The organism is Nocardia seriolae NBRC 15557, from assembly GCF_007990715.1.
GTDB lineage: Bacteria > Actinomycetota > Actinomycetes > Mycobacteriales > Mycobacteriaceae > Nocardia > Nocardia seriolae.
In genome coordinates this window covers 18,432-31,162 of record NZ_BJWY01000016.1, presented here as the reverse complement: position 1 = coordinate 31,162, position 12,731 = coordinate 18,432, and the positions used below count along the sequence as shown (strand labels likewise).

Annotated in this window: 13 protein-coding genes; 5 read left to right on the top strand and 8 right to left on the bottom strand. The window is 68.6% G+C overall.

Annotated features, from left to right (window positions below; all coding sequences use genetic code 11):
• Positions 1–31 precede the first annotated feature (31 nt).
• On the bottom strand, positions 32–544 hold the full coding sequence (locus NS2_RS07670) for a membrane protein (RefSeq protein ID WP_045436721.1): 513 nt from the start codon (positions 542–544) through the stop codon (positions 32–34).
• Positions 541–1,296 (bottom strand): 4-hydroxy-tetrahydrodipicolinate reductase, encoded by a 756-nt coding sequence (gene dapB / locus NS2_RS07665; RefSeq protein ID WP_228102881.1) that lies wholly within the window; start codon positions 1,294–1,296, stop codon positions 541–543. Before dapB ends, NS2_RS07670 begins: the two co-directional genes overlap by 4 nt.
• A 157-nt stretch (positions 1,297–1,453) precedes the next feature.
• Between dapB and NS2_RS07660 the strand changes: the two genes are divergently transcribed.
• Positions 1,454–3,022 carry an esterase-like activity of phytase family protein gene (locus tag NS2_RS07660; RefSeq protein WP_033086613.1) on the top strand — a complete coding sequence of 523 codons (1,569 nt, stop codon included), beginning with the start codon at positions 1,454–1,456 and terminating at the stop codon, positions 3,020–3,022.
• A 109-nt stretch (positions 3,023–3,131) separates the two neighbouring features.
• Here NS2_RS07660 and NS2_RS07655 read toward each other — a convergent pair whose 3' ends face one another.
• Both NS2_RS07655 and NS2_RS07650 read right to left on the bottom strand, forming a co-directional pair.
• The gene (locus tag NS2_RS07655) at positions 3,132–3,626 is read right to left on the bottom strand and encodes a P-loop NTPase family protein (protein ID WP_145961839.1); all 495 of its coding nucleotides are present in this window, start codon (positions 3,624–3,626) and stop codon (positions 3,132–3,134) included.
• A gap of 148 nt (positions 3,627–3,774) precedes the next feature.
• Positions 3,775–4,890 (bottom strand): alcohol dehydrogenase catalytic domain-containing protein, encoded by a 1,116-nt coding sequence (locus NS2_RS07650; RefSeq protein WP_033086615.1) that lies wholly within the window; start codon positions 4,888–4,890, stop codon positions 3,775–3,777.
• 95 nt (positions 4,891–4,985) lie between these two features.
• On the opposite strand from NS2_RS07650, the gene NS2_RS07645 reads away from it, so the two are divergent.
• Positions 4,986–5,636: a class I SAM-dependent methyltransferase gene (locus NS2_RS07645; protein WP_045436723.1), complete on the top strand. Its 651-nt coding sequence runs from the start codon at positions 4,986–4,988 to the stop codon at positions 5,634–5,636.
• Here NS2_RS07645 and NS2_RS07640 read toward each other — a convergent pair whose 3' ends face one another.
• The 3 genes from NS2_RS07640 to NS2_RS07625 form a co-directional block, all read right to left on the bottom strand.
• Positions 5,637–6,404, bottom strand: a complete 768-nt coding sequence (locus NS2_RS07640; RefSeq protein ID WP_033086616.1) for a hypothetical protein — start codon at positions 6,402–6,404, stop codon at positions 5,637–5,639.
• Positions 6,405–6,725: 321 nt separating this feature from the next.
• On the bottom strand, positions 6,726–8,162 hold the full coding sequence (locus NS2_RS07630) for a pentapeptide repeat-containing protein (RefSeq protein ID WP_045436725.1): 1,437 nt from the start codon (positions 8,160–8,162) through the stop codon (positions 6,726–6,728).
• Between the two features lie 166 nt (positions 8,163–8,328).
• The gene (locus NS2_RS07625) at positions 8,329–9,549 is read right to left on the bottom strand and encodes an MFS transporter (protein ID WP_230464769.1); all 1,221 of its coding nucleotides are present in this window, start codon (positions 9,547–9,549) and stop codon (positions 8,329–8,331) included.
• A gap of 81 nt (positions 9,550–9,630) precedes the next feature.
• Here NS2_RS07625 and NS2_RS07620 point away from each other — a divergent pair, with 81 nt between their 5' ends.
• The 3 genes from NS2_RS07620 to NS2_RS07615 all read left to right on the top strand — a co-directional run bounded on the left by NS2_RS07620 (position 9,631) and on the right by NS2_RS07615 (position 10,842).
• Entirely contained in the window at positions 9,631–9,948 is a 318-nt protein-coding gene (locus tag NS2_RS07620) for an ArsR/SmtB family transcription factor (RefSeq protein WP_033086617.1), read from the top strand.
• 79 nt (positions 9,949–10,027) lie between these two features.
• The gene (locus NS2_RS35880) at positions 10,028–10,177 is read left to right on the top strand and encodes a hypothetical protein (protein WP_155239788.1); all 150 of its coding nucleotides are present in this window, start codon (positions 10,028–10,030) and stop codon (positions 10,175–10,177) included.
• 11 nt (positions 10,178–10,188) lie between these two features.
• Positions 10,189–10,842 (top strand): class I SAM-dependent methyltransferase, encoded by a 654-nt coding sequence (locus NS2_RS07615; RefSeq protein ID WP_228102882.1) that lies wholly within the window; start codon positions 10,189–10,191, stop codon positions 10,840–10,842.
• 494 nt (positions 10,843–11,336) lie between these two features.
• Here the strand turns inward: NS2_RS07615 and NS2_RS07610 are convergent, their stop codons facing one another.
• Positions 11,337–12,716, bottom strand: coding sequence for an FAD-dependent monooxygenase (locus tag NS2_RS07610; protein ID WP_147207117.1), 1,380 nt, complete (start codon positions 12,714–12,716; stop codon positions 11,337–11,339).
• Between the last annotated feature and the right edge of the window lie 15 nt (positions 12,717–12,731).

The following is a 12,731-nucleotide window of genomic DNA, read 5'->3' as shown; positions in this document are numbered from 1 at the left end:
GCTACCGGCAGGTTTCCCCGCGAAACCCGGGCTACTGTTTGCCGGAACGCTCCGCGCGCTCCAATTCCACTGCGCGCTTCATCATTTCGCGCGCGCGGGTGCGGTCCCCGGCGTAGTCGTAGGCGCGGGCGGCGCGGTAGTTGCTGCGCCAGTTCTCCGGGTCCGCCTCGAACTCCTGCTTCACCTGCTCGAAAAGCGCGTCGGCGGCGGCCTTCTCGATGCGGCCGGAGGCGCGGCGCGGCAGCTGCGAGACATCGAGTTCCCGCCCTTCCTCGTGCATGCGCCGGGCCAGCCGCTGATGGTCGAAGGCCGCCCGCAGCGAGGTCACCAGCATCCAGACGCCGAGCAGCGGCAGGATCAGCAGACCCACCGCGAGCGCCTTGAACAACGGCTTGTCGTAGCCGGGATCGTCGGTGGTGAGCAGGAATACCGCGCGCCTGCCCAGACTCAGGAAGTAGAAGACCAGTACCAGCGCGAGCACGGCGATGAACGCCACGAGCTTGGTGACCTCGCGGCGGGCAGCACCGGACTCGGGCGCGCTCACAGGTCGAGCAGCGGGTCGATGCCCACGGTCAGGCCGGGGCGCAGCGGGGTCTTGCGCACACCGAGCAGCACGCCCGGCACGAAGGAGGTGCGGTCCAGCGAGTCGTGGCGGATGGTCAGCGTCTCGCCCTGGGTACCGAACAGCACTTCCTGGTGGGCGACCAGTCCGGCCAGGCGCACCGAGTGCACGCGCACGCCGTCCACATCCGCGCCGCGCGCGCCCTCGAGCTCCTGGCTGGTGGCGTCGGGGCTGCGGCCGACACCGGCCTTCTCGCGGGCCGCGGCGATCAGCCCGGCGGTGCGGAAGGCGGTGCCGGAGGGGGCGTCGGCCTTGTTCGGGTGGTGCAGTTCGATGACCTCGACCGAGTCGAAGAAGCGGGCGGCCTGCTCGGCGAAGCGCATGGACAGCACCGCGCCGATGGCGAAGTTCGGTGCGATCAGCACGCCCACCTCGGGCTTGGCGGACAGCCAGCCCTTGACCTGCTCCAGGCGGCCGGCATCGAATCCGGTGGTGCCGACGACGGCGTGAATTCCATTCGCCACCAGCCATTCCAGGTTCGGCATGACCACGTCGGGGTGGGTGAAGTCGACGACGACCTCGGTGCCCGCGGCGGTGAACGCCTCCAGCGCGTCGCCCTTGTCGACCTGTGCCACCAGCTCCAGATCCGCGGCCGCCTCGACGCCCGCGCAGATGGCCTGCCCGACCTTGCCGCGTGCACCGAGCACACCCACCCGGATCCGGTTCGTGGTCACCTGGTCTCCTTTATTACGCCGATCTGGACTGCCGTCGAGCCTATCGGGTCGGCGAAACGCCGGGACCGAGGGCCGGGGCGGCGTGGTTCACGAGCTGGGCGGGCAGCGTTCAGGCACCGGTCGACAAACCGTTGAATAGGGCAGATAAGACGAGCCGGTGAGAATTCGCCCCGCTACCCGTCGCGCCGTCGTCGCCGTCGCCGTCTGCGCCGCCGCGGTCACCGCCGCCTGCTCGTCCGGATCCGATTCCGCCGACTTCACCGCCACCGCGGGCCAGCCGCTGGTGATCAGCCTGGACCAGTTGCTGGCCAAGACCGGCGGCCGGGCCGCGGTCGCCGTCGCGGACCCGCAGCACGGCACGCTGACCCGGCGCCTCGACGGCGCGCTGGTGTACACCCCGGCGGCCGGGTACACCGGCTCGGACAGCATCACCGTCACCACCACCGACGCGGTGCGGCTGTTCACCACCGATATCGCGCCCATCGGCGAGTTCGGCGGAATCCCGGTGCAGGCCAGCGGATACGGTTCGGCGTTCACGCCGGTGCCGGGGTCCACCGACGAGTTCTACGGGCTCACCGACCGCGGCCCGAACGTGGACGGCAAGGCCAAGAACGAGAAGATTGCTCCCGTACCGGATTTCACGCCGCAGATCGCCCGGTTCAAGTTGACCGGGAACAAGGCCGTGGTGGAATCGACGATCCTGCTGAAGAACCCGGCGGGGCAGCCGTTCAACGGGCTGGTCGACAGCTCGGCCTCCACCGGTGAGACCATGCGCGATCTGAGCGGAAAGGTGTTGCCCGCCACCGATCACGGCATCGACAGCGAGGGCCTGGTCGCCCTGGCCGACGGCAGCTTCTGGGTCTCCGACGAATACGGCCCGTTCCTGGTGCATTTCGACGCCAAGGGCACTGAGCTCGAGCGGCTCGCGCCGGGACGCGGTCTGCCCAAGGAACTTTCGTTCCGCACCCCGAACCAGGGCATGGAGGGGCTGACCGTCACCCCTGACGGCTCCACCCTGGTCGGCGTGATCCAGAGCGCGCTGAACTCGCCGGGCGTCACCAATGCCCGCGAGACCCCCGTCACCCGCATCGTCACCGTGGACCTGAAGTCCAGGGCGGTCAAGGAATTCGCGCTCCCGCTCGAGAACCCCAAGGAGAAGCTCGCGGTCTCCGAGATCACCGCCCTGTCGGCCACCACCTTCCTGATCGACGAGCGCGACGGCAACAAGGCCCCCAAGGCGAACAAGAAGCTGTGGACCGTCGACATCTCCGCCGCCACCGACATCGGCCCTCAGGCGAAAATCCCAGGCGCCCACTACGACCCGGAAAAGGGCCTCCTCATCGACGGCAAGCCCCTCGAGGTCTACGTCGGCACCGTCCCCACCGCCGACGCCATCGCCGCCCTCCAGAAGGCGGGCATCACCCCCGTGGCCAAGAAATCCAACCTCGACCTGTCCGCCCTCCTCGACCGCCTCAACCCCGACGGAAAGTTCTTCGGCCACGACAAGATCGAAGGCGTAGCCACCCTCGACGGCGGCAAAACCCTCTACATCTCCAACGACAGCGACTTCGGCCTCGAAGCCGCAACCGGCGACCAACCGCCCTTCACCCTCAAGGCCAAGATCCTCCCCAACGGCCTCCAGGAAACCGGCGAAATCCTCGCCGTCGACACCACCGAACTCCCCGCCGAGACCGACACCAAGACGGTCTCCATCACCGTCAAATAATCCGGTGGGGTTCGCGGCCACAAACGGCGCGAACCCCCTTCCGCCCCGAACCCCGGCGGACCACCGGCGCACAGGCCATCCCGGCGGCAATCACCTCGCGGCGTGGCCGTCACCTCCCGCAGCAAGCGTTGGCGAGGAGGGACGCGGCATCGGCGTGGGACCGCAGGCGGATGAAGTCGATGTGCTGGTATGCGGGATCGGATTGGGCTGCCAGATAGCGGGTGCGGTTGGTGGAGTGCCTGGTCCAGGCCCACATGATTACCGAACGGTCGGGGTTGAGGGAGAACATGTCTCGCCAGGATTCTCGGTTGCCGTTCCACAGTTCGCGGCCGGTTATTGCCCGGAGCAGGGTTCGCTGGACGATCTGTCGCATGACCGTCGGGCGCGGGAGGTCGAACCAGACGACGGTGTCAGCTCGGGTCCACACCAGGTCGCCGAGTTTGCCGTGGTAGTTGCCGTCGTCCACCCAGGCCGTCCGGGCGAGCCGGTCGGCGACCGCGGAGCGGAACTCGGCCTCGGGCATGGGTGTCCAGTCGGCTTGGTGGTGGATGGCGTCGAGTTCGACGTGGGGAATCTCGAGCAACTCCGAAATGCGGCGAGCCAAGGAACTTTTCCCCGAGCCCGAGGTACCCACCACCGAGATTCGACGCCGCACGGTCACCGGCGCATTATTTCATCCGGCCACTCCGAAGCCAGTTCGACCAACTGCTATTCACAGTTGGTGTGCCTCGGCTCACCCGTTCGCCGGAGGATCAGTCGAAGACGATCACCTGGCGGAGCGCGTGGCCTGCGGCGAGTTCGTCCATGGCGTGATTGATGCCCTCGAGGCGGATGTGGGAGGAGACCAGGCGTTCGACGGGCAGTTTGCCCTCGCGCCACATGCGGACGAATTCGGGGATGTCGCGGGAGGGGACGGCCGAGCCGAGGTAGCTGCCGACGATGGCGCGACCCTGGGCCACCAGGGCGAGGGGTGAGATGCTGGCGCGGGCGTCGGGGGCGGGGAGGCCGACGGTGACGGTGACGCCGCCGGGAGCCGTTGCGGCCACGGCGGTTTCGAAGGCTCGAATATTGCCCACCGCCTCGATGACGGCCTCGGCCACGATCTTCTCGGCGGCGAGCTCCTGCGGGGTGCAGGCGGCGGTCGCGCCCAGTTCCATTGCGATCTTGAGCTTTTCGGGTACGGTGTCGACGGCGATGACCTCGCGGCCGGTGCCCGCCCGCAGGGCGGCCGCGACCAGGACGGCGGCCATGCCGACGCCGCCGAGGCCGACCACCATGATGCGATCGGAGGGGGCGGGTTTCGCCGAATTCAGCAGGGCCCCACCACCGGTCAGCACGGCGCAGCCGAGAATGGCGGCCACTTCCGGGGGTACGTCGTCGTCGACCGGGACCACCGAGCGCCGATCCACCACCGCGTGCGTGGCGAAGGCCGAGACACCCAGGTGGTGATGGACTTCCGCGCCGTCGCGGTGCAATCGCCTTCCGCCGGAGAGCAATTCGCCCGCATTGTTGGCGACGCTGCCGGGCTCACAGGGGGTGCGCCCGTCGGTGGCGCAGCCCGCGCACTCCCCGCAGCGCGGCAGGAAGGTCATCACGACGCGCTGGCCGACACGCAGATCGGACTCCCCCGGCCCGAGCGCCTCGATCCGTCCGGCCGCCTCGTGCCCGAGCAACATGGGCACCGGCCGCACCCGATTGCCGTCGACCACCGACAGGTCCGAATGGCACAGCCCGGCCGCCTCGATCCGGACCAGCAGCTCGCCCGGGCCGGGTTCGCCCAGTTCCAGGTCGGAGATGGTGATCGGCCGCGAGTCGGCGAACGGCGTGTCTGCTCCGATGCGTTCCAGCACGGCACCACGAATCCTCATGGGCCAGACGGTACTCCCACTCCCTCACCGAACGCCGCCGAACCTTCCCAGACAGCTCGATATCTGCTTCGATGAGTACCGGATTAGGAGCACACATGAGCACTTCGCTGACCACCGGCAACCGCGCCTTCAACCATGTGGTGACGCAGTTCTTCGGCAATGTCGCCCGCGCCTACGACACCGCGGCCCTGCAGCACGTCGTCTATCGCCCGCCGCAGGATCAGGTCCTGTCCGAACTCCGCCGGGCGGGTTCGCGCCGGATCGCCGATATCGGCTGCGGCACCGGCATTCTCACCTCCCGCATCCAGCGCGAACTGCATCCGGACGCGGTGTACGGGGTGGACGCCTCCGAGGGCATGCTGGCCCAGGCCCGCGCCCGCTCGACCGAGGTGCAGTGGCGGCAGGCCGCCGCCGAGCATCTCCCCTTCGCCGACGGCGACCTGGACGCGGTGGTCTCCACCAGCGCCTTCCACTTCTTCGACCACCCGGTCGCACTGCGCGAATTCCACCGGGTGCTTTCCGACGGCGGCCTGGTCGCCATCGCCACCATGCATCCCTCCGGCCCGACCTCGCGCCCGATCCAGCGCCTGACCCGCAGCCGGCTCTTCCCGGCGCACGCACCCTCGCCACGGGAGACCCGAAAACTGCTGGAGGACGCCGGTTTCGAGGTGATCGACCAACGCAAGATCACCCGCCCACTCCCGTCCTGGCTGATCCCCGACGTCATCACCGTGGGCCGCCGCTAGTCACTTGCCGGGGTTGTCGCTGCCGCGGAAGCAGACGGTGAGCTGGAGTTTGTGCCAGATGACCCAGACGGCTCCGCGGCCGTCGCGGGGGCACCCGGCGCCCGAGGTGGAGTTCTCGAAGACGGCGGTCGCCTGCACGATGTGCTCACCGGACGTCGCGCAGTCCACCTTGGACGGGGCGTCCATGACGGTGGTGTCGTAGCAGACCCCGGCGCGCCAGTCGAAGGTCAGGCACAGGTGGTAGCGGGCCTTGCCGGTCTTGTCGCGCGGGGCCCGGTCCAGGGTGTAGAGCGGATTGGTGCACGGGTCCGGGCCGTTCTGCACCACCCGGAAATTCGCGTCCATGGAATCGCAGTCCGACGGCTCCGGGGCACCGGCCCGCCAGGCGGGCGCGCCGGAGGCGTCCTTGGTCTGCTCGATCGGCACTTCGACGCAATCGCCGACCTTCAAGGCCGCCATGGGATCCGCGGCCTGCGGCCGCGCCGAGGTGGTGGGCTGACCGGCGGGCACCAGCTCCGGCGGCGCGGCAGTGGCGGTGCCCGCGATCGTGTCGTGGTGCACGAACGGCAGATTCGAGGCCACCACCGAATAGACCAGCAGCCAGCCCGTCACGGCCAGCGCCGAGATCACCACCGGGCGGCGGCCTCCGGTCCGGGGGCTCGCACCGCTCCGATTCGCCGCCGCGCGCCGCTGCCGCGCGATCGCATCGGCACCGAGTGCGGCCGCCGCAGCCAGCAGGACGACCGCCATACCGACCACAACCCACACGCCGCGCGACCCTTCACCAACCCCGACCTCGATCGATTGCAAGCTATCGCACCCGACGACAAGCGGGCAATCCGGCGGTTCGCCCGGGCCGACGGTGGAATGCTGGACAGCGCCGGGGCTTTCCCGGTTCCCAATCCCGAAAAGCAAAGGATTTCCAGTGCTCACAACCGAATTCGTCACGGGTTCCCCTTGCTGGATCGACCTCGGCAGCCCCGAGCCGGGCGCGGCCGCCGCGTTCTATGCGGCCGTGTTCGGCTGGGAGTACCAGGACGCCGGGCCGGACAGCGGCGGCTACGGATTCCTCCAACTCGGCGGCCGGACTCAGGCGGCCGGGTCGCTGGCGGTTTCGGCCAGCGCGGGCGGCCATGGCGTCGGGGCGATATTGGCCGGTTTGGTGTTGGGGCTGGCGTCCCAGTCGAAATGCACGCCGACCCACGCCTTCGGGCGCTCGAAGCTGATGGCGCGGGCGTCGAAGGCGGCGCGGCGGAAGGAGATGTCGCCGAAGAAGTCTCCGCTGGCGAAGGTCACCGAGCGGCCCGAGAACACGGCATCGGCGAAGGACACCTTGCCGTGGTACTCGGTGCGGGCGAAGGAGACCTCCTGGGTGCGGCCGGTGCGCCAGCGCACCTGCGCGCCGAGCTGCGCGCAGTCGAAGGAACTGGAGTCGGTGTAGAAGCGGGAATCTGCGAAAGTGACACGGGTGCCGGTGAATTCGGCTCCGGTGAAGGTGACGCGTTCCCCGTCGAAGACGGCGCGTTCGAAGGTGGTCAGCTCGGCGGCGAAGGCGGTGTTGGCGAAGCTGGCGCGCTCACCGGCGAAGGTGGTGCGGTCGAATGCCGTTCGCGCGCCGCGGAATTGCGCGCCCTCGAAGGTGACGCCGCCGCCGAAGGTGGCCTCGGTGAAGGTGGTGCCGACATTGTCGCGGTCGACACGGTCCACCTCGGTGTGGGCGAAGACCGCCCCGTCGAATACGGCGACGCTGCGGAACAGGGCCCCACGGAAGGTGACCCGCTTGCCCAGGAAGCGCGCCTTCTCGAAGCTCACGGTGCGGCCGCTGAGGAACATGGCGTCGGTGAAGCGGGTATTGCGGCCCGCGAAGACGGCGTAGCGGAAGTCCGCGCTCTCGAAGACGGCGTCGGAGAAGTCGAAATCGCAGGCGGACCAGCGGGTTTCGGCCGATAGCCGGAGGTGCTCGGCGATCACCCTGACAATGGTGTCGCGCACCTGCCGATCGTTCTGGCGATAGCTGTACACCCGCTCGACGGCGGTGCCGTGATCCTCGATGCGCTGCGATTTGGACACCAGGTGGCTGGCGCCCTCCTCCGGCTGATAGGGCAGCCGCAGATAGCCGCACAGCACGTCCACGCACTGCTGGCGCCGCCAGCGGGCCGAGAATTCGTCGGCCACCCCGGCCATGGCGTAGACCCCGGCGATACGCACCGCCACATCCGGGTCGCCCAATTGCCGGGCTGCGGCGCCGAAGACATCGGCGAAGCGCCCTCGTTCGGTATCGCGTTGCCGCCGGTAGGCCACGACCAGTGCGACCGCGCCGCCGACGCCCGCGGCCACCGCGAGCGAGATCCGGCTCAGATCCAGCTGATTCGGCGCCTCGGCCCGGGCACCCAGGAAGTGCCACAGTCCCCACCAGGTCAGGGCCGCGATGCCGAGCCCGCCCAGCACCGCGGCCAGCACCGACATCATCAGACCCGACCGGTGTACCGTCCGGCTCACCACCCCACCGAACCTCCACCGCCGCATAGCGGAAGGATAGCGATACCGGCCCGGTCACGCATCGGATGCGGCGATTCGGTTGCGACTTCGCGCACTCGCAAACCGGGGCTCGCCAATCCGTTTCGCCGGAAATGCCGTATCCGCCCGGCGACACTGGGTCACCGGAGGCGGAGGCGGCCTATTCGGGAGAAAATCAGGCGGCTTCGGTGTTGCGTCGCAGCCCGATTCCCGCAGCGCCCAGGCAGGCCAGCGCGACCGCGACGACGAACCACGGGAACACCGTGCTCAGCCCCCAGGTGGTGGCCGCCCAGCCCGCGACGACCGTCGGAATCGCCATGGCGGAGTAGGCCAGCAGGTAGTAGGCCGACATGGTCTCGCCCCGCTTGTGCTGCGGCACCACATTCGACAGGTGCCGCAGCGACCCGCCGAAGCCGAGCCCGAAGGTGCCGCCCAGCGCGATGCCGCTCAGCAGGACCAGCACCCAGTCGTGGGTGTTCAGCGCCGGAATGGTGAGCAGCAGCGCGACCGCCATCCCGATATCACCGATGATCGCCGCGCGCCGCGCCGGAATCCCGCCCGCGACCGCCTGCGCCAGCGCACCCGCCGTCGCGGTCGAGGCCACCACCGCGCCGCCGAACACCAGATTGTGAATCCCCGTCTCGGCCGCGGCCAGCGACGGATACAGCGACAACAGCACACCCAGCACCGACCAGGCCGCCATCACACCCAGCGCGGAGAACCAGAAGTCACCGCGAATCTCCTGCGGCACCGCCGGTTTCGCAATCGTGATGCGCTGCTTCTGGCGCGCCCCGTGCGGCTCCCGCAGCGCCAGCACTCCCGCCGCGATGAGCACGCACACGATGGTGATGACCACGTACGGCGTGCGCAGCGGATGCGGCGCGTACTGCGCCAGCACGGCCGAACCCAGAATCGCCACGGCCATACCGACATTGAAGGCAACACCGGACAGCTGCCCCGACCGCGCACCGTCCTTCGGCCGCAGATCCAGCAGCGCCGCCGCGCCCGCGACCACGGTCGCACCGACGGCCGCCCCGTGCAGCGCCCGCGCCAGCAGCAGCATGGCCACATTGTCGGCCAGCAGGAACACCACCAGCCCCGCGATCATGGTCGCGAAGGCACCCAGCAGCACCGGCTTGCGCCCCACCACATCCGAGATCCGCCCCGACACCAGCACCGCGCCCAACGCGGCGACCGCGTAGGTGGCGAACACGAAAGTCGTTGTGAGCGGGGAGAAATTCCAGCTCTGCTGATAAATCCCGTAGAGCGGCGCAGGCGCCCCCGACACCCCCAGCGCCACCCCGCTGGCGGCCAGCACCAGCGCGTACGCCCACGTCTGACTGCCCTGTTCGGCTCGAGTCGCAACTGCCGTTGCCGATACCATCGAACCCTCCATCAGGTAAGTTTGATTACGATCGAACCGAAGCCTACATCAAGTTCGATAATTGTCGAACCATCCCCCAGAGTGAGGTAGCTCATGCCCGACACCGACGCGAAGCCCGCGGTCGCCCCGCTGCCCGCGGTGCTCGGCGCCCTACAGGACCCCATCCGCCTGGAAGTCGTCCGCCGCCTCGCCAACGCCGGCACCCCCCTGCGCTGCAGCACCACCTACGAAAACATCAGCAAATCCACCGCCGCCCACCATTTCAAAATCCTCCGCGAGGCCGGCGTAACCGAACGCGTAACCATCGACGGCAACACCCACCTCCGCCTCCGCACCGAAGACCTCGACACCGCCCTCCCCGGCCTCCTCGCCGCCATCCTCACCGCCGCCAACAACGCCACCGCGCCCTGACCACACCGCGTCGAATGTCGCCCACCGCCACTGCGCGAGACCGGCTCTGCCGTCCACCGGGGACCGGTAGGGTTCGGACATGACGGCGGCCCAGTTCCCGCGCCTAACAGAGGTTTTCCCCAACCTCACCACCGAGATCGCCGAGCTACTGCCAGCCGACAACGGACAGCAACTGGGCGGCTGGACGGCCTGCCGGGTGGAGTGGGTGGAGTGGAGTGCGGGGCAGTAGCGTAGGCGACCGTGGGAACGGGTTCGGACACCGGCGGCTGGCTCGATGACACGCGGATGTCCTACGACAGCGTTGCGGATACCTACGCGGAGCTCACCCGCCACCTGCTGGATGAAACCTTCGAAGAGCGCTCGGCTTTGGCGTCATTCGCCGCTGTGGTGCGCGCCCAGGGTGGAGGGCCGGTCGCGGAGGTCGGTTGCGGGGCAGGCCGGATCACCGCTCACCTGTGTCAACTGGATGTGGACGCCTTTGGAATCGACCTGTCGCCCAGGATGATCGAACTGGCCCGCCGTGAATACCCCGGCCTCCGGTTCGACGTCGGCTCCATGACAAACCTCGACCTCCCCGACGCCTCGATAGCCGGGCTGGTCGCCTGGTACTCACTGATCCACATCCCCGACGACGAACTCCGTTCCGTATTCACACACTTCCAGCGAGTGCTCCGCCCCGGCGGACCACTGCTACTCGCCTTCCACATCGGAGACGACTCGCAGCTGAAGACCCAGGGCTACGGTGGACAACCCATGCATCTGCACGTCCACCGCCGCCAGCACAGCCGAATGCGCGACTGGCTCAACGACGCCGACTTCGTCGTCGAATACGACCGCACTGTGACCTCAGCCGAAAGTCCCCTCGGCGGAACGATCCTCGCCCGCCGCAAGTAGTCCCGGCCCGGATGTCCCGATTACCTTGCGCCCCTTCGTAAGCACCAACCCACCGTCCGTCATCGCAACCGGTGACACCGGCCCCTTCCAGCCACACCAGCCGCCACACTCGGCAATATCCTGACTCTCGACGTGCCCATCATCGAACTCCGCGGTGATATGCCAAGCACGAGCAGGATGACCACAGAGCGGACATTGACCGAAGTAGTTCAGGATCTCCTGCACCTCGGAACCGACAACGCCCCGCTTGCGACCGACCCTCATGACCACCTCCCCGCCCGAGCCTATTCCGCGGTCCAGAGAGGGGCCCGAGAAACCGGCATGGCTCCGATCACATATCTCGTTCTCGCTGCGGGCCAACCGGTTCACGCCACGCGGGTGGCGGCACGCGCGGATAGCCGGACCATAGGCCGTCGCGGTGTTCGAATACCAGGATGGATCCCTTTGCGGGCCACCACCGCCGGGGTCGACGACGAGCCGCCGCTTCCGTTCGGTCAGCAGGGTGTCCGGTATGGGTGGCTGACGAAGCCGTCGGGGCGGACCAACAGGGTGCCGTAGGGCCAGTTGTCGATCAGATGGACGGGTAGGTCGGATTTCAGCTCGGGATCGGCTGTGAAGACGCACCATTGGGAGTCGACGAGGTCCAGGGTGGATAGGCCGTCGGTCACCCACAGGTGTGGGAGGCGGGAGCCTGGGGAGCCGTCGAGGTTGAGGGTGATGTCCTCGGTGGAGGGGAGTTCTGCCGTGCTGTAGCGGTAGCCCATGTGGACGACGGGGGCGTTGAGGGCTCCTGCCGCCTTGCGTGCTTCTGCCATGTCCTGGCCCCAGTGCAGGGACGGGTTGTTGAAGCGGAGGTGGGCCTGGTTCATTGTCATGAGGGCCACCGGGTGGCGTTCGGCGTGGTAGGTGTCGAGCAGTTCGGGTACGGCTTCGCCGCGTAGGACGTGGGCGAGTTTCCAGGCCAGGTTGTGGGCGTCAGCGATGCCGGTGTTGAGGCCGAAGGCGCCCAGCGGGGGGATGGCGTGGGCGGCGTCGCCTCCCAGGAAGACTCGACCCGAGCTGAGGCGGTCGGCTACCTGGCCGCGGCCTCGGAACTTGAGGATGCTGCGGATATTCACCTCGATGGAGGGGTCGCCGAGGGCGGTGCGGAGGAGGTCGGGGGTTGGGGTGGTGTCGAGGCGGGTGAGGAAGACCCATTCGCGGTTGCCGTCGACGGTTACCAGGAGGCCGGTCGCGTCGGGGTGGTCGATGTTGCACATTGCGAACGGTTTCGGCGGGTGCAGGTCGGCGTCGAACAGGATGCTCGTGGTTTCGTGGCCGATCACGCCGGGGCCGGTGAGGCCGATGCCGAGAAGCTCGCGGACGCGGCTGCGCACTCCGTCGGCGGCCACCAGGTAGCGAGCCCGCACGATGCGGCCGTCGGACAGGGTTGCCGTGACACCGTCGGCGTCCTGCTCGCAAGAGTCGAGCGCCACGCCGAATTCGACGTCGCCCGCCCTGGTGATCAACACGCGATCGAGGCGGTTCTGTGCGCAGATGCCTCGGATCCGCGCCGGGGTGTAGGTGATCTCGGCCGTGCTCGCCTTCCACGCCGCGCCTTCGGCGTAGTCGGCCTCGGCCAGCGTGCGCCCGCCGATCTTTCCCGCTTGAAGATCGACTGCGGCCTCGTTGACCGTCTGCTCCAAGCCGACCTCGCGCAGGATCTCCATCGACCGCGACCCGACGCCGGTGGCCCTCGGGTGCGGCGACAACTCCGGCCTCCCCTCGACGACGAGCGGCTCGATGCCGTGGTGGCGCAACAGCACCGCGAGCATCAGCCCGACGGATCCGCCGCCGGCGATCAAAACATCAGTGGGCACACCGTTCCCGTTCATGGGTACACTGTATCC

Excerpts from the sequence above, each read along its gene's own strand:
- NS2_RS07610 (WP_147207117.1), bottom strand. The coding sequence starts at position 12,716 with ATGAACGGGAACGGTGTGCCCACTGATGTTTTGATCGCCGGCGGCGGA.
- NS2_RS07645 (WP_045436723.1), top strand. The coding sequence starts at position 4,986 with ATGAGCACTTCGCTGACCACCGGCAACCGCGCCTTCAACCATGTGGTG.
- NS2_RS07630 (WP_045436725.1), bottom strand. The coding sequence starts at position 8,162 with ATGCGGCGGTGGAGGTTCGGTGGGGTGGTGAGCCGGACGGTACACCGG.
- NS2_RS07620 (WP_033086617.1), top strand. The coding sequence starts at position 9,631 with ATGCCCGACACCGACGCGAAGCCCGCGGTCGCCCCGCTGCCCGCGGTG.
- NS2_RS07625 (WP_230464769.1), bottom strand. The coding sequence starts at position 9,549 with ATGGAGGGTTCGATGGTATCGGCAACGGCAGTTGCGACTCGAGCCGAA.
- NS2_RS07650 (WP_033086615.1), bottom strand. The coding sequence starts at position 4,890 with ATGAGGATTCGTGGTGCCGTGCTGGAACGCATCGGAGCAGACACGCCG.
- NS2_RS35880 (WP_155239788.1), top strand. The coding sequence starts at position 10,028 with ATGACGGCGGCCCAGTTCCCGCGCCTAACAGAGGTTTTCCCCAACCTC.